The organism is Bacillus sp. CFBP9009, from assembly GCF_036541465.1.
GTDB lineage: Bacteria > Bacillota > Bacilli > Bacillales > DSM-1321 > Peribacillus.
The window spans coordinates 521688-545544 of record NZ_JAZHFU010000002.1 but is presented as its reverse complement, the minus strand read 5'-3'; the positions used below and the strand labels follow the sequence as shown (position 1 = coordinate 545544).

Genomic DNA, 23857 nt, shown 5'->3' with positions numbered 1-23857 from the left:
CATGTATTACTCCTGATTAATAAGTGCATCTCTTCTCAATAAAAAATCTGCTATCAATGGAGTAATTGATAGACAAAACTTTTGGAAAGGAAACTGGATATGTTTAAAAAGGTTCTTATTGCTAATCGAGGAGAAATTGCTGTCCGTGTCATTAGGGCGTGTAAGGAAATGGGGATATCATCGGTCGCTGTATATTCTGAAGCAGATCGTGAAGCTCTGCATGTACGTCTAGCAGATGAAGCCTATTGCATTGGACCACACCTATCATCTAAGAGCTACTTGAATATGACAAATTTGTTAATGGTTGCTCAAGTATCACATGCAGATGCTATCCATCCTGGCTATGGATTTTTAGCAGAAAGTGCGGAGTTTGCTAATATATGTATTGAAAACGATATCATTTTTATTGGACCTTCACCTGAGGCAATCAGTAAGATGGGGGCGAAAGCGGTAGCGAGAGAAACGATGGAAGCCGCTGGCGTACCAATTGTTCCAGGTACGGATGGGATTATTGAAGATATTGAGGAAGCTGAGTTTATAGCAAGAAGTATCGGGTATCCCGTTATTGTTAAAGCCACTGCTGGTGGTGGTGGAAAAGGGATGCGGGTCGCTGAATGCGAGGAAGAGTTAAAAAAAGCAATTTCAATGGCGCAGCAAGAAGCAGCTACTGCTTTTGGTAATGCAGGTGTTTATTTAGAAAAGTACATTGAAGAGCCTCGACACATTGAAATCCAAATTATGGGTGATTCCTTTGGCAATGTCGTGCACTTAGGTGAACGTGATTGCTCAATCCAGAGACGCCATCAAAAGCTAATTGAAGAAGCCCCATCCCCTGCACTTGATGAAGAACTAAGAACGAAAATGGGAGAGGCGGCATTAAAAGCCGCGAAGGCCGTACAATATTCAGGTGCAGGGACGATTGAATTTTTACTAGATAAACATAAAAACTTTTACTTTATGGAAATGAATACCCGTATTCAAGTTGAACACCCAGTTACAGAACTTATAACAGGAGTAGACTTAATTAAAGAACAATTACTAGTTGCCTCAGGTCATAGGCTATCTGTCAAACAAGAAGATATTCATATCAATGGTTGGGCCATCGAATGCCGGATTAATGCAGAAAATCCTGATAAAAACTTTATGCCATCCCCTGGGAAAATTCGATTATACCTACCTCCAGGTGGATTTGGAATCCGAGTCGATAGCGCTGTTTATCCAGAATATACGATCTCACCATTTTATGATTCGATGATTGCCAAATTAATCGTACATGGAAAGAATCGGGAAGAAGCAATTGCAAGGATGAAGCGAGCCTTAAGCGAGTTCGTCATTGAAGGAATTGATACAACAATCGCTTTCCACCTTCGCTTATTAGAACATCCGGATTTTAAAGCTGGTAATTTTAATACGAAATTTTTAGAGATGAATGATTTAACGGTTTCCACTAAGTAACTAGTGGTTATTTAAAGTATTCAGTCTAGATTATTTTGTAAAGAGAAGAGGTAATGGTGGAAAAACAATTTTTGGGAATTGTTGATGAGAATGACCGGATAATCGGGACTGAGAAATCTGAAATGAGAAAGAAAAAATAACAGAAAATAAATTATAGAAGGAGTTTTTATTATGTTTAAAATGAATGACATTAAAGAATTAATTCGGGCAGTGGACCGTTCTTCAATTGGAGAATTAACGATTAAAGGTGAAAATAATCAGCAAATATCGATTAGTAAACAAATGAATGTCGGACAAGTAGCACTTATCGAAGAAACACAAGTCCCAGCGACTATTCCTGTCGCACCTGTGAAAGTGGAAGCCGCCCCCATTCAAAAGCAGGAAGGAATACAAACACCATCGACAACTACTGAGGACACATCGGTTCATAAAATTACTTCCCCAATGGTGGGAACATTTTATGCGGCTCCATCACCTGATTCTGATGTCTATGTAAGAGTGGGAGATCAAATAAAGGAAGACACAGTGCTATGTATTGTGGAAGCCATGAAGCTTATGAATGAGCTGGAAGCGGAAGTTAGTGGTGAAATTGTTGAAATCTTTGTGGAAAGTGGTCAGGTTGTTGAATATGGTCAGCCCTTGTTCCTCGTAAAAACAGCATAAGCAATAAAATATAAACACTGATAGGAGAGGACTCACAGCATGGATATGTTCGATAAAATCGAGATCATGGAAGAACGACGGGAAAAAGTGAAGCTGGGGGGCGGTTATACACGGATTGATGCTCAGCATGAACGCGGGAAGCTTACTGCTAGAGAGCGTATCGAAATATTAGTGGATGAAGGAACATTCGTTGAAATAAACCCATTCATAGAAAATCGCGGCCTTGAATATGGATCAAGTGAGGCTCCTGGAGAAGGGGTTGTTACAGGATACGGTAAGGTTGGTGGATGCCTCATTTTCCTTTTTGCTCAAGATTTTACTGTTTTCGGCGGAGCCCTTGGCGAAATGCATGCGACGAAGATTACCAAAATCATGGATTTAGCAGCAGAAAATGGAGCACCTATAGTCGGGTTAAATGACTCAGGTGGAGCACGGATTCAAGAAGGTGTTTTATCACTAGACGGATATGGACACATTTTCTATCGAAACTCCATTTATTCAGGCGTAATTCCACAAATATCCGTGATTATGGGACCCTGTGCCGGGGGGGCTGTTTATTCTCCTGCGATTACAGATTTCGTTTTCATGGTAGAAAAAACAAGTCAAATGTTTATTACAGGTCCAAAGGTAATTGAGTCGGTAACGGGAGCAAAAATTAATAGTGAGGATCTAGGTGGCGCGTCCGTTCATTCCACAATAAGTGGAAATGCCCATTTTACTGGACCAACAGAAGAAGATGTATTAAACCAAGTCAGGAGATTAATTGGCTACTTGCCATCAAACTATGAAGAAAAGCCACCTTACAAAGAGCCAGTAAATAAAATTCCTTTAGATGAAAGAATCGATGAACTTCTTGATGTTGTCCCGATTGATGGAACGAAGGTTTATGACGTGCGTAAGGTGATTCATTTAATTGTCGATGATCAAAATTTCATGGAAGTTCAGCCGAAATTCGCTAAAAACATTGTCGTTGGCTTTGGCCGTATAAACGGAGATACAGTCGGTATTATCGCCAATAATCCGAAGATGATGGCTGGTGGCCTTGATATTGATTCATCTGACAAATGTGCTCGCTTTATCCGATTCTGTGATTGCTTTAAGATTCCGTTAATTACATTTGAAGACGTGAGTGGGTTTATCCCAGGAATTCAACAAGAGCATGGCGGGATTATCCGGCATGGAGCGAAAATCTTATATGCCTATTCGGAAGCTTTGGTTCCCAAAATTACAGTGATCCTTCGAAAAGCATATGGTGGGGCTTACGTTGCCTTAAACAGTAAAGCAATCGGGGCAGACTTAGTATTTGCTTGGCCTAATGCAGAAATTGCGGTTATGGGACCAGCTGGAGCGGCCAATATCATTTTTGCAAAAGAGATTAGTGACAGTACAGATCCGGAGGCCTTTAGGCAAGAAAAAATCAATGAATATCGCGAACGGTTTGCCAATCCTTACGTCGCATCAGCTAATGGGATTGTTGATGATGTAATTGACCCGAGGGATACGAGAAAAAGTATCGCTAGTGCATTGGAAATGCTAAAAAACAAGAAGAAAGCATCACCTAAGAAAAGGCATGGAAATATCCCTTTATAAACCTTTTCTTTAATAGGTTATGAACTACCTATATTAATAGAAGAAAAACGTGTAAAGACGACAAATGAAAAAACGCCTACCGTAAAATGGTATAGAAGGGAGAGAGCGATAGCATGGTGATTGATGCTTACCGCAACTTAAAATGGATAAAAAAATAGTGGGCGAATTTTCAGAATTTGAGATCCCAAGTTATGAACAGTGGCGTGACCTAACAGAAAAATCTTTAAAAGGGGCTTCTTTTGAAAAAAGACTCATTACAGAAACATATGAAGGAATTTTACTTCAGCCGATGTATCGAAAGGAAGATGCCGCCAATCTTCCTTTTCTGCAGTCTTTGCCAGGTATGGCTCCTTTTACTCGCGGCACTAAAACGCTTATAAATGGATGGGAAATCAATCAGGAAATCAATGTTGGAATACCCACTTCTTTTAATAAAGTAGCACGGCATGACCTTAGCAAGGGGCAAACCTCATTAAATATAGTCCTTGATACACCAACGAAACGTGGGATAAATGCGAGTGAAGCTAGTTCAGAAGTAGGGAAAGCAGGACTATCGATTTCAGGGGTAACCGATATAGCCGATGCACTAAAAGACATTGACTTTGGAAATGTTCCTATTCACGTAGGTGCTGGGGCCAATTCATTGCCAATCCTTGCTTTGATTATCGCTCATCTAGAACAGTCAGGACGACAAGTGGAGGAATTACATGGGTGTATAGGAATGGATCCAGTCGCGGAACTGGTAGCAAAGGGAACATTGGCTTACGAGTTGGAAGATTGTTATACATTGATGGCCGACATAACAAAATGGGCAAATGAGAATACCCCCCATTTACAAACAGTTCTAATCCATGGAAATGTCTATCATGACGGTGGAAGCAGTGCGGTTGAAGAATTAGCTTTTTCATTATCAACAGGTGTCGAATATTTACAAGCACTAACTTCCCAAGGAATTGATATAAATAAAGCCGCCAGCAGTATCCGTTTTTCGTTCTCAATCGGTTCCGGTTATTTTATGGAAATTGCCAAACTTCGGGCCGCAAGAACTCTTTGGGCCAGAATTGTAGAAACGTTTGGTGGGAATGAAGAAGCCCAGAAGATGACGATGCATGCAAGAACATCTGCATGGACAAAAACTGTTTTTGATCCCTATGTGAATATGCTGCGTGCTACAACAGAAGCATTTTCTGCAGCAGTCGGTGGAGCTGACAGTATTCATGTTAGTTGCTTTGATGAAGCGATTCAAAAGTCCACCGCTTTTTCACGACGAATTGCACGGAATGCCTCCATTATTTTAAAAGAAGAAGCTCATATTGCGAGGACAATCGATCCAGCCGGTGGCTCTTGGTACGTTGAAGTACTGACAAATGAGGTTGCCAAAAAGGCATGGGGACTTTTCCAGGAAACAGAGCGAAAAGGTGGGATTTTCCAGTCATTAATAAAAGAATTCCCACAAAATGTGGTTCAACAAACAGCTTCAAAGCGAGTGAGGAACATCGCTCACCGAAAAGATATATTCGTTGGTACCAATATGTATGTGAATTTGGCAGAAAAAGAGGTAGATTGGATAGCGTTAAATGAAACGCTCCAAATTAATGATCATATTAATCAAGTAGTAGGCCGAGCACATATAGCGGTAGGAAGTTTAGCCGTATGCTCAAATAAAACAGAGACCGCGATCCAAGCAGCAAAACAAGGTGCATCATTAGGTGAAATAGCCAAAGCAACAGGTAGGAAGTCAGAAGCTGCGGTTTGTGTTAAAGCAATCAAGCCAACCAGAGGTGCACTTCAGTTTGAAGAACTTCGTCAATCCATTGATGAAATGGCAGAGAAAACTGGAAATCGACCAATTGTATTTCTAGCAAACTTAGGACCTATTTCAGATCATAAAGTGCGAGCAGATTTTGCTACAGGATTTTTTGAAGTAGGGGGTTTCGAAGTTATTCAAAACAATGGATTTGGTTCTATAAATGAGGCAGCCGAGGCAATCGTTGCGTCCATGGCAGATTATGTCATCATTTGTGGAAAAGATGAAGACTATCAACAAGCTGCCATTCCACTTGCAATGTCTATTAAAAAAACGGATGCACAAATAACCGTATTATTAGCAGGAAAGCCTAGCGAAGTAGATGAAGTCAGATTTAAAGAGGCTGGAATAACTGAATTTGTTCATGTTGGCTCCAATTGCTATGACATATTAAGTCAACTTCTACAGGAGAAAGGAGTGCCTGTTCCATGACAAAACCAGATTTTACCCAAGTAGCATATACAGATGAAATAGAAGGAGAATTTAGCGAGTGGAGTAAACATGCCGAGGAACTTTCTGGAATGCATTTTGATAATTTAGCTTTTCCGACTTATGAAAAAATTGATGTAAAGCCTCTTTACACAAATATGGACACAATAGGAATGAATCATTTGGATTATGTGGCGGGGATCGCACCATTCTTTCGAGGTCCCTACCTAGCTATGTATAAATCACAACCTTGGACGGTTCGTCAATATGCTGGCTTTTCTACGGCGGAAGAAAGTAATGCGTTTTACCGCAGAAACTTAGCTGCAGGACAAAAAGGGCTTTCGATTGCGTTTGATTTAGCTACACATCGTGGGTATGATTCGGATCATCCTAGAGTCGTTGGCGATGTGGGAAAAGCCGGCGTTGCCGTTGATTCCATACTAGACATGAAGATTTTGTTTGATGGAATCCCATTAGACCAAATGTCTGTTTCAATGACGATGAACGGAGCTGTCCTGCCAATCATGGCTTTTTACATCGTGGCAGCTGAAGAACAAGGAGTTCCCCAAGAGAAGCTTTCTGGAACAATACAAAATGATATATTAAAAGAATATATGGTTCGTAATACGTACATTTATCCTCCAGAACCGTCAATGAAAATTATAGCAGATATCTTTGAATACACATCCAAGCATATGCCGAAATTTAATTCAATTAGCATCTCCGGTTATCATATGCAAGAAGCGGGGGCTACGGCCGATATAGAGTTGGGCTATACCCTTGCAGATGGATTAGAGTATGTCAAAACGGGTTTAAAAGCAGGGATTGATATTGATCGATTTGCTCCACGTCTTTCCTTCTTCTGGGCAATCGGAATGAATTACTATATGGAAGTGGCTAAAATGCGCGCAGCTCGTTTAATTTGGGCGAAGCTAATGAAAAGGTTTTACCCGAAAAATGAGAAGTCGTTAGCACTTCGAACCCATTCGCAAACATCTGGATGGAGCTTAACAGAGCAAGACCCATTCAATAATGTTTCACGTACATGTATTGAAGCGATGGCTGCAGCTCTTGGTCATACACAATCACTACATACGAACGCACTGGATGAGGCGATTGCCTTACCGACCGATTTTTCTGCCCGAATAGCTCGAAATACCCAACTATACCTTCAGGATGAAACGGGGATAACTAACGTATTGGACCCATGGGGCGGCTCCTATTACGTGGAGTCACTTACAGCTGACTTACTTGAAAAAGCCTGGGAACATATTGAAGAAATCGAAGCGCTTGGCGGAATGGCAAAAGCCATTGAAACAGGCCTGCCAAAGATGAGAATCGAAGAAGCGGCTGCTAGAAGACAAGCGCATATTGATTCTGGTAAAGAATCGATCATTGGAGTGAATAAATACCGTTTAGAAAAAGAGGACCCTCTTGAGATTTTAGATATTGATAATACAGCTGTCCGTGAAGCGCAAGTTCGCCGCTTAGAGCAGCTCCGGGCAGAAAGAGATAAAGCAAAGGTAGAAGCAGCACTTCAAGCGTTTACAAAAGCGGCTGAAACTGGAGAAGGAAACCTCTTAGAACTAGCGGTAGATGCAGCTCGCGCTAGAGCGAGCCTAGGAGAAATTTCGAATGCATACGAACAAGTAGTAGGGAGACATTCAGCAGTTATTCGTTCGATTAGCGGAGTGTACAGTGCAGAGTTTGGGGAAGAGGAACAAGTGAAAATTGTCCGTGAAATGTCCGATCAATTTGAAGAGAACGAAGGCCGGCGCCCTCGAATTATGATTGCCAAGATGGGACAGGACGGACATGACCGTGGAGCTAAAGTGATTTCGACTGCATTTGCAGACCTTGGTTTTGATGTTGATATTGGTCCCTTATTCCAAACCCCAAAGGAAGCAGCCTTACAGGCCGTGGAAAATGATGTACATGTTCTAGGGATGAGCTCTCTTGCTGCTGGTCATAAAACATTACTTCCCCAAATCGTGGAAGAGCTGAAACGTTTAGGCCGTGAAGATATTGCCGTCGTGATTGGCGGTGTTATTCCTGCTCAAGATTACAGTTACTTAATAGAAAAAGGAGCAGCTGCAATATTTGGACCAGGAACGGTTATCCCGATTGCCGCACAACAGGTTATTGAAGAATTAAATCGTCGTCTCGGATTGGTCACTTAAATGACAGAAAAAGAAAGCATTCAATCCAAGCAACTCTTATCGCAAAGACGAAGACACCTTACGGTTGATTATTATGTGCAGGGTGTGATGAATGGAAATCGTGCAATTATTGCTCAAGCGATCACCTTAATTGAAAGCAATTTACCCAAACACATGGAAATGGCACAAAAAGTACTGAAAGAACTGATGCCATATACAGGAAAATCAATTCGAATCGGCTTTACAGGCGTTCCTGGGGCTGGTAAGAGCACGTTAGTTGAATCCTTTGGTATGATGCTCTGTGAGCAAAATCACCGTGTAGCGGTATTAGCCATTGACCCAACTAGCAGTGTATCTAGAGGAAGTATTCTAGGTGACAAAACACGAATGGAACATCTTTCTCGCCACCCACATGCATATGTTCGACCATCACCGTCAAGTGGGACGTTAGGAGGGGTCACTAGAAAAAGCCGTGAAACCCTTCTTATTTGTGAGGCAGCAGGGTATGACGTAATAATCGTCGAAACCGTCGGAGTCGGCCAAAGTGAAATAACCGTCCGGTCCATGGTGGATTTTTTCCTAGTTATTATGCTGACTGGTGCAGGGGATGAGCTACAAGGAATGAAAAAAGGGGTGATGGAATTAGCTGATGCTATTTTCATTAATAAAGCGGATGGCGAAAACAAAAAAGCTGCCATGAATGCAAAGGTGGAATACAATCGCCTCCTTCATTTCTTACAGCCAATTACCAAGGGTTGGGAAACCAAAGCATTTACTGTGTCTGCCTTAACAGGGGAAGGCGTATCTCACATTTGGAAGGTCATTCAGAAATATAAACAAGTTACCAGTAGGAATGGATTCTTTGGAAAAAGAAGAAAAGAACAAATGATTGACTGGGTTCATTCTATGATAGAGGACCAATTAAAGGCGAGATTTTATGGTAATCCATCGATGAAAAAAAACATGACTAAAATGGAAGGATTGCTTTTTAACGGCCATACTTCTCCCACACTCGCAGTCCAACAATTATTCAATATTTATGATGAAAATGGATAGGAAAAAGAAGGAATGGGTACGCAATCAATTGTACTCCTGCAACATTTATTTTGACGTTTAAAGTTAATTAACGGAACATTTAAAATATAAAATATACCGTTGATTAATATCATGTCCCAATAACGGTATAAAATCAGAAGGTAAAATAAAAATGGAAAAATCGAGTCAAACAACCTTCAATAAAGGAGAATGAATTATGAGTCATGTTTATATTTTAGGTGGAGCCAGGACGCCATTCGGGAGTTTTGGAGGGGTATTAAAGGATGTTTCTGCCATCGATCTTGGAGTTATCGCAAGTAAAGGTGCCATTGAAAAAAGTAATATTTCAGTTGATGAGGTTGAGCATGTTTTTGCAGGGAATGTGATACATACTTCGAAAAATGCTTCCTACCTATCCAGGCATATTGCTTTGAAAGCTGGGGTTCCAATCGAGAGCCCCGCTTTAACTCTCAATCGTTTATGCGGTTCTGGATTGCAAGCAGTCGTATCGGCAGCTCAGTCGATTATTTTAAAGGATGCTGATGTTGCCTTAGCCCTGGGCACGGAAAATATGAGCCAATCTCCTCACGTATTACGAGATGTCCGCTTTGGTACGGGTTTACAGGCTCCACAAATGGACGACATGCTTTGGGCGACTTTGAGCGATGAATATATAGGGTGTGGGATGGGAGTAACAGCGGAAACTCTTGCTGAAAAATATGAACTAACCCGAGACGATCAAGATAGTTTGGCTGTCCAATCACACCAAAAATCAGCAAAGGCCCAACTGACGGGGCGATTTCAACAAGAGATTTCCCCTGTCACGATATTCACCAAAAAAGGAAAGGAAATAACCATTTTAGAAGATGAACATATTCGCCATAATGCTTCAATTGAAGCATTAGCGAAACTGAAACCAGCCTTTAAAAAGGATGGGACCGTAACGGCAGGTAATGCCAGTGGTATTAATGATGGGGCAGCTGCCTTAATACTTGGAAGTGAATCCTTCCTACAAAACAATCACAATGTGAAACCACTGGCAAGAATCATATCCTGGGGGATTGCGGGGGTAGACCCAAATATTATGGGCATTGGACCAGTTCCTGCTAGTCAATTAGCTTTACGGAAAGTAGGACTCAATATTGAAGATATCGATTTGTTCGAAATCAATGAAGCATTCTCTGCCCAGTATCTTGCAGTAGAGAGAGAGCTTGGATTGAAACGGGAAAAAGTAAACGTCAATGGTGGAGCAATCGCATTAGGTCATCCAGTTGGGGCCAGTGGAGCTAGAATTATATATTCATTGGCCCAAGAGTTAAGGAATCGAGGAAAGAAGTTTGGACTAGCCTCCCTCTGTATTGGAGGAGGACAAGGAATCTCAGTAATCATTGAGGCTCTATGAACATGTGAATAAAATAAAACGAGGTGATGGTTATGGATAGTTTACAGCTACAATTCAGACATAAATTATTTGGAGCAGCCTCATAACTCATAGATGAAAGGATATTGAGATTCAATGTTTCTAACAATATAATTGCAATGGTAGGCATACAAGCTTAAAGGACCATCTCAGATGGTCCTTTAAGCTTTAATAATCAAAGTTGATGATTTAGACTATTAGTTTGATTCCGCATTTGTTACTTTTAATTGAACTGCACAGAGGTTAACAATAATAAAAAATGTATGCCAGCAAGATTGTGAGTTTTTATAGGTCTTTTGTCAAACAAGTATGGATAAGCTTCTTTAAGATCATATAATTGATTTTTTTGGAAGAGTTCGACATAAGATAACGACTCGTCCTGAGTAGCCTTACTTATATCTATATACTTAGATATGTCATCTATAGTAAGTTGATAAAACTTGTCTTACTAATAATGGGTTTTGATTTAGTGATTTTTTTTTGAATTAAAACAGATACCCATTTAATCCTGTGCCGAAAAGATCGAATTCAGGATTTTTTGACTGATTTAATGGAGGGGCTTCGGATTGCCCATTAGGAGAGTTGATAGCAGCTTCACCTTCAACTGACTCTACAGAGGTTTCGTCATTATCTTTATTCAATGGGTTATCAATCATACTCATAATCATCTCCTTTTTTATCAGATTAACGTAATTATTAATACCTAAATATTTTAATTTTATGCTTAAAAATATGACGACTGGAATGCATTGAAATGACCTGTTAAGACTTTGTAAGCAATCGTGCGGTAATCCGTTCAAAACTAGGAGTTACTCCCACTATCGAAGGTATACTTCAAGAAATCATGGTAAAGTTTAATTCGAAAAATAGTGAAATAACATTTGAATTTGAGTTAGTTGGGCAAAAACCTTCAGATATTATTCGAAATTTATAACAAGGAAAATTATGATTTTGCTATGATCCATGCATCTATAATGAGTTAAATAAAGAAAAAAATATTCGGTTTGAACATGTTCTGACGGACATATATGTATTGCAGTGTGTAAAAATTCACACTTTTATTCTTTGTTAAAGACTAATATACGATAACGATGATAAAAGAACTGATGTAATAATAATGGCAATAAGTGGACGTATCGCTTTTGTACGTAATTCTTTCAAGCAAATATTTAATCCTAATCCAGTCATTGACATTGTTAACATAAATGATGTGAAGTCTGAAATATAAGACATCACTTTTTGTGATACCAATACCTTATTACCAATGATATAGCTTCCCACGAAACTCATAACGATAAAGCCAATTAAAAACCATGGAAACTCGAATCTTGCCTCCCCTTCTATTTTTCCTTTCTTTTTCATCCAAAGCATGAGGATAAAGCAAACCGGAATTAATAGGAATACTCGTGTAAGTTTGGCAAGTAATGCGTGAGCAAGAGCATCCTGTCCTGCCGGGGCAGCAGCTAATGCAACATGGCCTATCTCGTGCAGGCTGATTCCAACCCAATTTCCGTAGTTCATAGGACCAATTGATAAAGAAGGATATATTAACGTATAGAATATTGAAAACACTGTACCGACTAATGCGATGATTCCTACTCCCATAGCCGTATCTTCATCTTTTGCTTTAATAATTGGCGATACGGCCGCGATGGCAGCCGCACCACAAATGCCTGTGCCGACACTTAATAATAAAGAAAGATTAAAATCTGCCTTCAGCCATTTTGCAATGATCATCAGAACAACAATTGAAAAAATGATCGTTATTGTCCCTCTTAGCAATAGAGGGAAACCCTGTTGGAATATCACAATCATGTTTAGCTTTAATCCATAAAGTATGATGGCAAATCTCAATAGTTTTTTTGATGAAAATTGAATACCAGTACGTAATTTTTTTGGATATCCAAAAACCTGTCTATAAACCACAGCTAGTAAAATGGCACACGCAAGAGGTCCAATATGATTTAGACCTGGCAACGCTGCCAAAATAAAACCTAACACGGCTATGATCAATGTAAAACCAATTCCAGAAATCAAAGAAACATTTAGCTTTTTTGTCGCTTTTTTTTGCTTTGGACTGGGAGTTATTAACGCTTTTTGTTCCAATGTTTTTCAACCCCTTATTTGGATTATTTATAATTTATCGTAACTAATGTTTTACAATAAGGAAAATAAATGATTATTATAGTTATAATAAGTAAATACGATAGTGAGAAGGGGAACATATGGATCAACAATTATCTGTATTTATATCTGTAGCTGATAAAAGAAACTTTTCCAGAGCAGCGGAAGAGCTTCATATGACTCAGCCTGCAGTCAGCCAGCAAATTCAGCAATTGGAAAAACATGTAGGTGCAAAATTACTTCTGCGAACAAACAAATCTGTCCAGCTAACTAAAGCAGGAGAAATAGTCTATTTACATGCTAAAGAAATAACAGGTTTATATAAACGAATGTCAATGTTAGTGAATGAATTAAATAACGAGCCAACAGGACCATTAAAAATTGGTGCCAGCTATACCTTTGGAGAGTATGTATTACCACATATACTTGCGAGAATGAAAAACCTATTTCCTAATATCTTTCCTTCGGTACAGATTGGCAACACAAGGGATATTGCCAAAGCAATCACAAGTCATGAGATTGATGTAGGAATTGTAGAGGGGGAAATTTCTCTTCGAAATATATATATAAAATCCGTTTCCACCGACCAAATGTATATCGTGGCAGGAGGTAAATATCCAATTTATTTCAATAAGGAAGTTACACGGAGACAGATAGAACAAGAGAATTGGATTGTCCGTGAAGAAGGTTCTGGTACAAGAGAGGCAACAGAAACATTATTTCAATCTTTACAAATACGTCCTTCCAAGTTAATGGAGTTCGGCAGCACACAACTTATAAAAGAAGCAGTTGAAGCCGGGCTTGGCATTAGTTACTTATCTGAACTTACTGTGAAAAAAGAAAGAATGCTTGGTACCATTCAAGTATTAAATGTAAAAGGGACACCGATAAAAAGAAATTTTTCAGTTATAACAGAATCTGTGGAATTGCATACCAAATCTATGAACTTATTTATTGAGTTAATAGAAAAATATCTAAAGAACCAATTATTGCAATAGCTCTATTTTATAAATTAAAAAAAATATAAAAAAAGACAAAGCTCTTTGAACTATACCCCCGATAACGGTCACACATAAAAAAGTGTCCCTTATCCGGGGTTTTTTATGTTTCAATCGGTGTAATGAGAATTGACGGGGGGGGGGTTCTATGAGTAAGAATATAGGATCAGTTGGTTGATGAAAAAACAGCGTAACATTATTCTATACATTGGTACTTCAATTGATGGTTATATTGCAAATGATGATGGTACATCGGAGTGGTTAGAATCAACAGAAGTAAAAGGAGATTCTGGCTACAATTCACTCCTGGGAATAATTGACACTGTTGTTATGGGAAAAGGAACTTATGATGTCATTCGTGGATTTGACATGAATTATGCTTATAGTGATTATAAAAATTATGTATTTTCTAAATCTGTTAAATGTATTTTGTTTTAGTAAACTAAAATTTCAAATTAGACTAAGGTTTATAGCAAAAGCTTGTCTCCATTCATAGGATAAAGAAAGGCTGTAATCAATGTTATTGGATTCAGCGTTCCTAAACGGGTTTTAAGTGTGGATTCCCCTCAATTGTTATTACAAAAGGAGGTGTTTCTGCCCGTCTTAGGGTTAATATGAAGGGAGAGGATGGAATTGCCAAATGTTCAATTAGTACCCTTCCAAGTAGAAGGAATAACAGAAAATACCTTGGAAGTTCCACGAGGTATTAGAATGATTCGTGCACGCTCTATTTGGAGAGAAGGGTTTAAGGGTGAGAACATAGTAGTAGCCGTAATCGATACAGGATGCCAGTCAGATCACCCTGATTTAATTGGTCAAATTATTGGTGGATATAATTTCACGGACGATTATTATGGTGATCCTGTCAAATTTGCCGATAATAACGGACACGGGACTCATGTTTGCGGAACCATTGCAGCAGCAGAAAATGGTTTTGGAGTTGTAGGTGCAGCTCCTAAAGCGAAGTTGCTGGTACTTAAGGTTTTAAATGGATCAGGAGAAGGAACAACAGAAAACATTACGTCAGCTATTAATTACGCTGTCAATTGGACAGGTCCTAATGACGAAAAAGTACGGGTTATCTCGATGTCATTAGGGGGACCGGATGATGATCCGGCCTTACATTCGTCGATTATAAACGCCGTTCAATCTAATATAATGGTCGTGTGTGCCGCGGGAAATGAAGGCGATGGTAAGGCCGAAACAAACGAGTACAGTTATCCAGCTGCATATCCGGAAGTTGTGGCAGTAGGCTCAGTTAACCAGCGTGAACGCATTTCCAGATTTAGTAATTCTAATGGTGAAGTGGATTTAGTAGCCCCTGGGGAGAAAGTGATATCAACCTTTCCTGGTAACCAATTTGCCGTCTTATCAGGTACATCCATGGCTGCCCCACATGTGTCAGGGGCTGTTGCGCTTTTGATAAATAAATTTGAAACAATACTTGGCCGTAAATTAACAGAGTTAGAAGAATTTAATGAACTCTTAAATAATACAGTTTCGCTGGGCAAACCAAAGACTCAAGAAGGGCATGGAATGCTGAAACTAAATCACCAGAAATTAGAAAATATAAAAAAAGTTTTAAGGGAGTTTAGGTAGCCTTAAGATAGAGAACAGAAAAGTATATGATCCTAATTTCATTGCATATTGTGTTAGGAACTCGGATACAAAGTGATACAAACCCTCTGGGAGTTAACTAAGGTTTTTTTGGAAAAAATTTATTGCTTATTAAACTACTATGAAAATAAAACTCTAGGTCTAACAAGCTGAAATATTATTAAACCTAAAAAGCTTCTTCAAAGTTTGAACTCTGCAGTAGCCTCCTACTTATAACTTTCTATATTTCTCTGGCACTCTGGAATCGAATAAAGGAACGCAGTGACAGTTACGTATCTCACCTCATTTGCCAATTTCAGTACAGTTGGCATGATTTGATTTATGGTACGTTCAATTCTATCTTCGATGATGAAAAATCGCACATTATCGGAAGGAATGTTTGGAAGCTGTTGCTTAGCGGCATGGCTGTCTCCTTGTTAAGTGCTATGATTGTTGGATTATTTGTTTGATAACCAATAAAAAATCTATTACTTTTTTGTGTATTCAACTAAAAGGTGTGGAGTAAGAACATCCTTTATTTGAAAACAAACATATCTATTAATTTCGGTGTGTTAACTATGCAATTTTAAAACAGAAAACCAACTAAAAAATTGAAATCCGTTAAACTTTATCGGGATTATGCTAGCGTAGGGTATTAAGATCCAAAAACACTCATTTCTCCGGAGATGAGTGTTTTTATTTGCATCCTTAGTAGACTCATGTAGTTCATCCTTTTTTGTTTAGCTTCGCATGGGGTATTTTGTGTGTAGTCTTGTTAAACAGACTAAGGAATAGATATACTTAAAAAGCAAAGAATAAAGAAATATTGACACAATAGCTTTTCTCTTTGCATAGGATAGGAGGGTATGGTATATTAATTTTCGAGGAGGGATGGTTAATGGATGAAATGATGAATGGGCAAGAAACGATGAATGAAGAAGAATGCTGTACGACCTCTTCCCACGGCCGAAAGAGTCATCACTCAGAAGCAGTAAAAAAGAATTTAACGACCCGGTTAAATCGAATTGAAGGTCAAATTCGCGGTATAAAGGGTCTTATTGAAAAAGATACCTACTGTGATGATGTGATCACCCAAATAGCAGCTACACAAAGCGCGATGAATAGTGTGGCCAAGATCTTACTGGAAGGGCATCTAAGGAATTGTGTGGTTGAACGCCTGAATGAAGGGGATACAGAGGTTATAGATGAAGTGCTTGTAACGATACAAAAATTAATGAAAAAATAAAGGAGTAGTGGTTGAAATGGAAAATGTAACATTGAATGTAAGTGGAATGTCTTGTGGTCATTGTGTGAATGCAGTTGAAGGGAATGTAGGGAAACTTGAAGGTGTTGAAAGTGTAAAAGTGCATTTGGATGCAGGAAAAGTGGATGTAGCGTTTGATAAGGAAAAAGTATCACTTGAGAAAATAAAAGAAACAATCGATGATCAAGGCTATGATGTCGAGTAAGTTATGAGAGTGCTGTTAAGCACTTCTTTTTTACAAAAAAATATACCCCATAGTGGTATAGGAAGGCGGGGATGATGTGAGCGGCCAAATAAAAGAAACAAGTATGCAGATTACGGGAATGACTTGCGCTGCCTGTGCTAACCGAATTGAAAAAGGGTTAAACAAAATGGAAGGCGTTGAGGAAGCCACCGTTAATTTGGCTCTTGAGAAATCGGTCATTAAATATGATTCGGAAAAATTAAGCAACAAGGACTTTGAAAAGAAAATTCAAGATCTTGGTTATGATGTAGTAAAAGAGAAAAGGGAATTTACGATTACTGGCATGACCTGTGCGGCTTGTGCTAACCGAATTGAAAAAGGGTTAAATAAGTTGGATGGAGTAAGCGTGGCCACTGTGAATTTTGCGCTCGAAAATGCAACCGTCGAATATGATCCATCCGAAGCCTCACCAGCTGACATCATTCAACGGGTGAAGAAGCTGGGGTATGGGGCGGTCATCAAGGAAGATAATATGGATTCCGTGGATTTCCGTCAAAAAGAAATTCAAAAACAAAAGAATAATTTCATCATTTCGGTCGTATTATCGTTTCCATTGTTATGGGCGATGGTAAGCCATTTTAGTTTTACTTCGTTTATCTATATGCCTGATTTACTAATGAATCCTTGGGTGCAAATGGCATTCGCGACCCCCGTGCAATTTCTGATTGGAAGGCAGTTTTATGTTGGGGCTTATAAAGCATTGAAAAATAAAAGTGCCAATATGGATGTATTGGTCGCAATGGGAACATCCGCTGCCTATTTTTACAGTGTTTATCAGGCGATTATTTCGATGGGATCCCATCACAATACAGCACAGCTTTATTTCGAAACTAGTTCGATTCTTATCACCCTCATACTTTTAGGAAAGCTGTTTGAAGCAAAAGCAAAAGGACGTTCTTCAGAGGCCATCAAAAAATTGATGGGGCTTCAGGCCAAAACGGCATTGGTTTTAAGGAATGGGGAAGAACGGGAAATACCACTTGAAGATGTCATCGTAGGAGATACGATTTTGGTGAAGCCGGGTGAAAAGATACCTGTCGATGGGGAAGTAGTCGAAGGGAACTCTGCAGTCGATGAATCCATGTTAACGGGTGAGAGCATTCCGGTGGATAAAACAAACGGGGATACTGTAATCGGTTCAACATTGAATAAGAATGGGTTTCTGAAAATGAAAGCGACAAAGATTGGAAGGGATACAGCTCTTTCCCAAATCATCAAAGTGGTTGAAGATGCTCAAGGTTCCAAAGCTCCGATTCAACGTCTTGCTGACCAAATTTCCGGTGTCTTCGTTCCAATTGTTGTAGGGATCGCCCTTTTAACTTTTCTGGTTTGGATGATATGGGTTAACCCTGGAGAATTCACCCCGGCTTTTGAAGCGATGATTGCAGTGCTAGTCATAGCCTGTCCATGTGCTTTAGGTCTAGCCACTCCTACATCGATCATGGCAGGATCAGGTCGGGCTGCCGAATTCGGGATTTTATTTAAAGGCGGGGAACACTTGGAAACCACTCACCATATAGATACGGTCATTTTGGATAAAACGGGAACAGTAACGAATGGTACCCCAGTGTTGACCGATGTCCTCATTGAAAACGGTATGGAGGAAGAACGGTTTTTATCTCTAATCGGTGCAGCTGAAAAACAATCTGAACACCCTCTTGCGCAATCAATCGTTCAAGGGATTCAAGCAAGACAGATATCACTTGCTATGGTTGAGGAATTTGAAGCGATTCCTGGTTATGGGGTAAGAGCTGTAGTGGATCAAAAAGTGTTATTAGTCGGAACGCGTAAATTGTTGAAGCAAAATAACGTCGATATTACTAAGGCGCTAACAGCGATGGAAGAACTTGAAGAGCAAGGGAAGACCGCAATGCTCGCTAGCATTGAAGGGGAATATGCAGGACTCATTGCCGTTGCGGATACGATAAAAGATACCTCGCATACGGCGATTAAAAGGTTAAAAGCAATGGATATCCAGGTCATCATGATAACCGGGGATAATCAAAGAACAGCAACTGCCATCGGCAAACAAGTCGCCATAGACCATGTGATTGCAGAAGTCCTTCCTGAAGGAAAAGCGGAAGAAGTGAAAAAACTGCAGGCCGCCGGAAAAAGAGTGGCAATGGTCGGAGATGGGATAAATGATGCTCCCGCACTGGCACTAGCCGATATAGGAATGGCTATAGGAACCGGGACGGACGTAGCCATGGAAGCTGCCGATATCACTTTGATCCGGGGTGATTTGAATAGTATTGCAGATGCAATCCTCATGAGCAGGAAAACGATGAGAAATATCAAACAAAACCTATTCTGGGCTTTTGCCTATAATGTAATAGGAATACCAATTGCGGCAATCGGACTGCTTGCACCGTGGTTAGCGGGTGCTGCAATGGCCTTCAGTTCTGTATCAGTCGTATTGAATGCACTTCGCCTTCAACGGGTAAAGCTCTAAAAATCATGTAACATATAATGAAAGCTTTGCTACTGACTGATTATAACCATATCACGAACGTTTGGATTTTCATATAATAAAAGCCGATGACTCCTTGGCAAGAGGATCATCGGCTTTCATCTGGAATGAGCGGTGCTTTAGTATGTTTACAGAGATCATGTTCCGTCGAGCTTGCCATGCCGAGTTTATTTTAAACAGTAAAATACATAATCTGTAGGTGCGCCACGCTCGCCTTGTTGATGGAGCATCGCTGACACATTACCGCGATGATAGGTCCCATGATTCACTACATGATGGACGAGGTCAGCAAGTACAAACTCACAAACCCCCATTTTGGGATGTTCAGTTACAATCGTCCGTTCGAGATCAGGCTGTGAAGTAAGAAAATTGTCATAATCCTTTGCAAGTTCATCATAGCAGGATTCAAGTTCATTTATTGAGACTCCGTCCACTTCTTTTCGCCGCTGTTCAACCTTCTTAAAAGTATCTTGAATTGTGCTTCCTTTCATTATCTCCAACCAGGTAATATCTGTTGCGTAAAGGTGAACAAGGACTTCCTTGATGGATGAAAAGACACTTTTTATCGTGTCGCCATAGACTCCTGCCGGTAATTGTTTTAAGTTTTGGAACACTTGCTGATTAGCCCAAACGTGGTAATCATACATTTTCTTGGCACGGATACTTTCCATTTTTTCACTCCTTCAGTTGTTACATATCGTTTTCGACATAAATTAAAGAATACCTTTATCAAAAGCTGATTCCTAATCTGATAATTTGTCCATGCAAAACTTCGTTTTATACATACCATGATAATAGATGCTATCCTACTTTTGTTTTTACGTTTTATTACCATCAAACAAAGTTGCGTTAAGGGAGTCTACCACCTTTTAATAATATTACAGTAGAGCCTGTGTAAATGATTAAGGGTTTCTCAAGTAGAGAGTCCAAAGACATGTAATAATAAAAGTTGTAAAAAATAAAAAAGTAAAAATGGATAGATATGCAACAAATTGATCGGGGTTGAAGAGCATAAACAGAGACTAGAAGTGCGGTTAATCATGCGAACAACCTGAAAAGCTGGCAAGGTCAAAGAACATGATATTACAGAAGTTGTGTTAGAGATTGAAAAACACAACCATGAGAATCTAGATACTGTTAGCGAATTAATTTATTAGAAAGATAGAACCGTCTTTAATTCCAACCATCGATGTCAAGCGGTTTTATTCTTCAACTGACGGGGCTTCTTTTTGGATTTTAAAAGTGTGAAAATTCGCTTTATTTGAAATTATTGTTAATAATTATAATAACTCTTATCGAGAGGTGGAAAAAAAATGAAAGCAGATGCCGTTTTTGAAGGTGGGGGGGTCAGGGGAATTGCTTTTATTGGAGCGATTCAAGCAATGGAAGAGGAAAAAGTAGAATGGGAAAGGCTTGCTGGGACATCAGCAGGAGCAGTAATCGCAGCTCTTTTGGCTAGTGGCTATAAAAGCAATGAAATTAGAGAACGGTATAGTGAAATCAACTACTCAAAGATGCGAGGCAGGACAATTCTGAACCGAATTCCCATTTTGGGCTTCTTTTTGGAACTTCTGGTTCATCTTGGGATTTTCAAAAACGACTATTTGGAAACGTGGGTGGATTCTCTTCTTTCAGAAAAAGGGATTAGGACATTCGCGGATCTTCCAGATGGAAAGTTGAAGATAATTGCGTCTGATGTTTCGAATGGTCAGATGCTTATTTTGCCAGATGATTTGGAACGCTATGGGATGTCTCCTGCTGATTTAAAAGTTTCAACTGCCGTAATGATGAGTGCCTCTCTACCATTTTTCTTCCGTCCGGTTATTTGGAAATCAAAAGACCGGAAAAAATCCTACATTTTAGATGGTGGTTTGCTTAGTAACTTCCCAATATGGATTTTCGATACAGAAAACCCTCGCTTTCCAACATTCGGATTCCATTTTGTGAAAGATGAAGTTAATATAGATCCTGTTATACCAACGCCAATCCACCTTTTCAAAAATATATTTAAAACGATGCTTCAAGCCCATGATTTACGACATATGAACGAAGAAACGATTGAACGCACGATTCAAATTCCTACTGGCGGCATCAACGCAACGGACTTTGAACTGAATGAGGATGAAATCGACTTTCTCTATAAATCAGGCTATACTTCTGCAAAAGAATTTTTGTCTGAGTGGGATTTTGAACAATATAAGCACAAACGGATGCAAAGAGTAAAAAATAAGTAGGAGAAACATTACCCTATCGTTTCAAAAGGGTGAAAGAGTGGGACAAGGAGCTGTTACAACGGCTCTTTTTCTTATTGAGCTAACGATCAATAGTTTAATATGAGGCATAGTTGTCTTGAGCTTAAAAGCAATAAATGGAAATGCGAAATCATAAAAAATTAACAAGAGATATTATTTTAGAATTTTTTAAATGGATAAACGGAAATAAAAGATTAAAAAAAGAAAACAACGTTGGAATAAATATATACCATAAATGAATTCCCTTACCAGATTCAGGAGATGGATCAATCGAATAAATCGTTTCCGCAATAAATTATGAAATTCAAAAGATCCTAAAAGGAGAAGAGATAGGAGGAACCTAATGTCACTGTGAGGAACGGATGATGAGCCAGCCTTTCATTCCTCTTTAAAAAATACTGAGAAAAAATATAGTTGTAGTAAATGTGCGAAGGGATGGGATCTCCAAAACAAATGAAAACAGTATTTCGGGTGCTTATCAGTAAGTAGTGGAAACTCCATTAACCATCCCAGCTTCCATTAAGATTTAATACCAATAGAAAAGTGAATTCAGCAACGCTAAGCGAACAATTAATGTCCCACTTATCTGGTAAACTACATACTGCTTTATCAGGTACGTCTATGGACGTCCCGTATGTATCAGGAGCGCTTGCTTACCTTATAGGAAAATAATAAAAAACGTCTCTAAGCCTTTCCGGAGAGATGGAAATGGATCGTGCGCTAAAGGTTGTTATGATTTTACTCTCAAAAAAAGCGGTCTATCAATTTTCCCCACTTGGCATAAAACGTTTCCTAGGAATATAATCCCGAAAATAAGAATAAAGATTGACAATCCCACATCCTCATAATACGATACTTTACAGAATAAATGGAATTTTCTTTTTATTTTTTTGCCACAAAACAAAAACCGAGTTTTATATTATAAAACAATAGCCTCCTTGTATATACATATTCTCCAAGCGTAACTCTGTCTTTTTCTTATTTTGGAAGCGCTGCCAATTATGGCGTTTTATATAACAAGGGGGGATAAGGTATGGAAGCAAGAATGGAAACAAAGCAAGAAAAGCCATTAAATATTGGCCGGAAATTTCGCTGGACCGTCGTCATCTGGTTATTGATTGGGGGTATAATCAACTATCTAGATCGGGCCAACCTCTCCATTGCAGCTCCCGAAATGATGAAGGATCTCGGACTAAGCGTGACCGAAATCGGGTTATTGGGAACCTTTTTTTCTTGGAGTTATGCATTAATGCAGCTTCCTTCCGGCTGGCTGATTGATCGGTTCGGGACCAAAAAGGTGTATACAATTGCGCTTATTTGGTGGAGTGGTGCGACCATTTTAACCGGAGCCGTTCATAAAATGAGTTCATTTATTGCTGCACGGATTTTACTTGGAGTGGGAGAAGCACCGTGTTTTCCGACGATGGCTAAGATCACTTCGTATTGGTTTCCTAAAAAGGAACGAGGCTTGGCAACTGGAATTTGGGATTCTTCGTCCAAATGGGGACCAGCCATTGCACCGCCAATACTCGTTTTCATCATGGTGACTTTTGGATGGAGAGCGCTGTTTTATATAACGGGTATGATCGGCATCATCTTCGCGATCGGTTTTGTTATTTTTTATAAAAATCCTGAAAAAAGCCAAAAACTTTCCAAGGAGGAATTTGATTACATTAAGTCGGAAGGTGGTGGAGTGGAGCAAGGCATTCAATCATCAAAAATAAAATGGGGTTCGTTATTTAAATATCGAAGCGTGTGGGGGATGATTCTGGGCTTCTTCTGTACCATTTGGATCTGGAACATTTTCCTTGTCTTCCTTCCCCTTTATTTGTTTGATGTCCATCATGTTTCACTTAAAGAAATGGGTATATATGCTGGTATTCCTTGGCTTGGCGGAATCTTTGGCAATATTTTCGGAGGATATCTTACTAAAAAATGGGTTGACAAGGGAATTACTACACCTATTAAAGCAAAGCGTGCCTTAATTAGTATATGTGCCATCTCGGCCGCTATTGTTGTATGTGCAGTACCACTTGCCAAAGGGCTCGCAATTACCTTAACATTACTGACTCTTGCACTTTGTTTTATTTCTGCCATTACAGGCAGCGCGTGGGCACTTGCCGGTGACATTGCTCCTCCTTCCATGGTTGCTTCCGTAGGTGCAATTCAGAATTTTGGCGGTTATTTTGGTGGAGCCTTTTCCCCTGTTGTGGCAGGCATGATAGTGGATGCAACTGGTTCTTACTCTCTTGCCTTTATATCTGGTGGTTTAATCGCCGGATGCGCCGCAATCTGTTATTGGTTTATTGTAAAACATCCTATTCAAGAATAGGGTAACCGAGGAGGAGATA

The 23857-nt window shown here is 39.5% G+C and carries 18 protein-coding genes and 1 pseudogene; 16 read left to right on the top strand and 3 right to left on the bottom strand.

Translation table 11 applies throughout. From position 1 onward, the window contains the following. Nucleotides 1-99: 99 nt before the first annotated feature. From accC to V3595_RS07705, 7 genes are all read left to right on the top strand, one after another. Nucleotides 100-1455, top strand: a complete 1356-nt coding sequence (gene accC / locus V3595_RS07735) for an acetyl-CoA carboxylase biotin carboxylase subunit (protein WP_485906335.1) — start codon at nucleotides 100-102, stop codon at nucleotides 1453-1455. Between the two features lie 171 nt (nucleotides 1456-1626). Then, complete coding sequence (accB, locus tag V3595_RS07730) at nucleotides 1627-2118, top strand: acetyl-CoA carboxylase biotin carboxyl carrier protein (RefSeq protein WP_485906334.1); 492 nt, start codon at nucleotides 1627-1629, stop codon at nucleotides 2116-2118. A gap of 39 nt (nucleotides 2119-2157) precedes the next feature. Further along, entirely contained in the window at nucleotides 2158-3708 is a 1551-nt protein-coding gene (locus V3595_RS07725) for an acyl-CoA carboxylase subunit beta (protein WP_485906332.1), read from the top strand. A 142-nt stretch (nucleotides 3709-3850) separates the two neighbouring features. After that, nucleotides 3851-5947, top strand: coding sequence for a methylmalonyl-CoA mutase family protein (locus V3595_RS07720; RefSeq protein ID WP_485906330.1), 2097 nt, complete (start codon nucleotides 3851-3853; stop codon nucleotides 5945-5947). Continuing rightward, on the top strand, nucleotides 5944-8124 hold the full coding sequence (gene scpA / locus V3595_RS07715) for a methylmalonyl-CoA mutase (RefSeq protein ID WP_485906328.1): 2181 nt from the start codon (nucleotides 5944-5946) through the stop codon (nucleotides 8122-8124). Before V3595_RS07720 ends, scpA begins: the two co-directional genes overlap by 4 nt. Next, on the top strand, nucleotides 8125-9159 hold the full coding sequence (gene meaB / locus V3595_RS07710; protein WP_485906326.1) for a methylmalonyl Co-A mutase-associated GTPase MeaB: 1035 nt from the start codon (nucleotides 8125-8127) through the stop codon (nucleotides 9157-9159). It abuts the gene before it with no gap. Nucleotides 9160-9355: 196 nt separating this feature from the next. After that, entirely contained in the window at nucleotides 9356-10540 is a 1185-nt protein-coding gene (locus V3595_RS07705; protein WP_137017923.1) for an acetyl-CoA C-acetyltransferase, read from the top strand. Nucleotides 10541-11043: 503 nt separating this feature from the next. Here the strand turns inward: V3595_RS07705 and V3595_RS07700 are convergent. Then, nucleotides 11044-11220: a hypothetical protein gene (locus V3595_RS07700; RefSeq protein ID WP_485906324.1), complete on the bottom strand. Its 177-nt coding sequence runs from the start codon at nucleotides 11218-11220 to the stop codon at nucleotides 11044-11046. A 406-nt stretch (nucleotides 11221-11626) separates the two neighbouring features. Continuing rightward, nucleotides 11627-12646: a YeiH family protein gene (locus V3595_RS07695; protein ID WP_485906786.1), complete on the bottom strand. Its 1020-nt coding sequence runs from the start codon at nucleotides 12644-12646 to the stop codon at nucleotides 11627-11629. Nucleotides 12647-12783: 137 nt separating this feature from the next. Here V3595_RS07695 and V3595_RS07690 point away from each other — a divergent pair, with 137 nt between their 5' ends. The 7 genes and pseudogenes from V3595_RS07690 (at nucleotide 12784) to V3595_RS07660 (ending at nucleotide 19236) form a co-directional block, all read left to right on the top strand. Beyond that, nucleotides 12784-13680 carry a LysR family transcriptional regulator gene (locus V3595_RS07690; RefSeq protein ID WP_137017922.1) on the top strand — a complete coding sequence of 299 codons (897 nt, stop codon included), beginning with the start codon at nucleotides 12784-12786 and terminating at the stop codon, nucleotides 13678-13680. Nucleotides 13681-13854: 174 nt separating this feature from the next. Further along, nucleotides 13855-14118 carry a dihydrofolate reductase family protein gene (locus tag V3595_RS07685; protein ID WP_485906322.1) on the top strand — a complete coding sequence of 88 codons (264 nt, stop codon included), beginning with the start codon at nucleotides 13855-13857 and terminating at the stop codon, nucleotides 14116-14118. A gap of 189 nt (nucleotides 14119-14307) precedes the next feature. Continuing rightward, nucleotides 14308-15279, top strand: coding sequence for a S8 family peptidase (locus tag V3595_RS07680; protein WP_485906321.1), 972 nt, complete (start codon nucleotides 14308-14310; stop codon nucleotides 15277-15279). Nucleotides 15280-15555: 276 nt separating this feature from the next. Continuing rightward, nucleotides 15556-15746 (top strand): annotated as a pseudogene (locus V3595_RS07675) (nucleoside transporter C-terminal domain-containing protein); the annotation flags it as partial. A 437-nt stretch (nucleotides 15747-16183) separates the two neighbouring features. After that, on the top strand, nucleotides 16184-16522 hold the full coding sequence (locus tag V3595_RS07670; protein ID WP_101222228.1) for a metal-sensitive transcriptional regulator: 339 nt from the start codon (nucleotides 16184-16186) through the stop codon (nucleotides 16520-16522). 16 nt (nucleotides 16523-16538) lie between these two features. After that, nucleotides 16539-16745, top strand: a complete 207-nt coding sequence (copZ, locus tag V3595_RS07665; RefSeq protein WP_485906319.1) for a copper chaperone CopZ — start codon at nucleotides 16539-16541, stop codon at nucleotides 16743-16745. A 103-nt stretch (nucleotides 16746-16848) separates the two neighbouring features. Further along, on the top strand, nucleotides 16849-19236 hold the full coding sequence (locus V3595_RS07660) for a heavy metal translocating P-type ATPase (RefSeq protein ID WP_485906784.1): 2388 nt from the start codon (nucleotides 16849-16851) through the stop codon (nucleotides 19234-19236). A 185-nt stretch (nucleotides 19237-19421) separates the two neighbouring features. Here V3595_RS07660 and V3595_RS07655 read toward each other — a convergent pair whose 3' ends face one another. Then, nucleotides 19422-19925, bottom strand: coding sequence for a DinB family protein (locus tag V3595_RS07655; RefSeq protein ID WP_485906318.1), 504 nt, complete (start codon nucleotides 19923-19925; stop codon nucleotides 19422-19424). 642 nt (nucleotides 19926-20567) lie between these two features. Here V3595_RS07655 and V3595_RS07650 point away from each other — a divergent pair. Then, nucleotides 20568-21488, top strand: a complete 921-nt coding sequence (locus V3595_RS07650; protein WP_485906316.1) for a patatin-like phospholipase family protein — start codon at nucleotides 20568-20570, stop codon at nucleotides 21486-21488. A gap of 1051 nt (nucleotides 21489-22539) precedes the next feature. Then, on the top strand, nucleotides 22540-23838 hold the full coding sequence (locus V3595_RS07645; RefSeq protein ID WP_485906314.1) for an MFS transporter: 1299 nt from the start codon (nucleotides 22540-22542) through the stop codon (nucleotides 23836-23838). Nucleotides 23839-23857: the final 19 nt, after the last annotated feature.

Bases quoted from the DNA above. Each gene is read 5' to 3' on its own strand.
- accC (WP_485906335.1), top strand. From the start codon at position 100: ATGTTTAAAAAGGTTCTTATTGCTAATCGAGGAGAAATTGCTGTCCGT.
- accB (WP_485906334.1), top strand. From the start codon at position 1,627: ATGTTTAAAATGAATGACATTAAAGAATTAATTCGGGCAGTGGACCGT.
- V3595_RS07725 (WP_485906332.1), top strand. From the start codon at position 2,158: ATGGATATGTTCGATAAAATCGAGATCATGGAAGAACGACGGGAAAAA.
- V3595_RS07720 (WP_485906330.1), top strand. From the start codon at position 3,851: ATGGATAAAAAAATAGTGGGCGAATTTTCAGAATTTGAGATCCCAAGT.
- scpA (WP_485906328.1), top strand. From the start codon at position 5,944: ATGACAAAACCAGATTTTACCCAAGTAGCATATACAGATGAAATAGAA.
- meaB (WP_485906326.1), top strand. From the start codon at position 8,125: ATGACAGAAAAAGAAAGCATTCAATCCAAGCAACTCTTATCGCAAAGA.
- V3595_RS07705 (WP_137017923.1), top strand. From the start codon at position 9,356: ATGAGTCATGTTTATATTTTAGGTGGAGCCAGGACGCCATTCGGGAGT.
- V3595_RS07700 (WP_485906324.1), bottom strand. From the start codon at position 11,220: ATGAGTATGATTGATAACCCATTGAATAAAGATAATGACGAAACCTCT.
- V3595_RS07690 (WP_137017922.1), top strand. From the start codon at position 12,784: ATGGATCAACAATTATCTGTATTTATATCTGTAGCTGATAAAAGAAAC.
- V3595_RS07680 (WP_485906321.1), top strand. From the start codon at position 14,308: ATGGAATTGCCAAATGTTCAATTAGTACCCTTCCAAGTAGAAGGAATA.
- V3595_RS07670 (WP_101222228.1), top strand. From the start codon at position 16,184: ATGATGAATGGGCAAGAAACGATGAATGAAGAAGAATGCTGTACGACC.
- copZ (WP_485906319.1), top strand. From the start codon at position 16,539: ATGGAAAATGTAACATTGAATGTAAGTGGAATGTCTTGTGGTCATTGT.
- V3595_RS07660 (WP_485906784.1), top strand. From the start codon at position 16,849: ATGCAGATTACGGGAATGACTTGCGCTGCCTGTGCTAACCGAATTGAA.
- V3595_RS07655 (WP_485906318.1), bottom strand. From the start codon at position 19,925: ATGGAAAGTATCCGTGCCAAGAAAATGTATGATTACCACGTTTGGGCT.
- V3595_RS07650 (WP_485906316.1), top strand. From the start codon at position 20,568: ATGAAAGCAGATGCCGTTTTTGAAGGTGGGGGGGTCAGGGGAATTGCT.
- V3595_RS07645 (WP_485906314.1), top strand. From the start codon at position 22,540: ATGGAAGCAAGAATGGAAACAAAGCAAGAAAAGCCATTAAATATTGGC.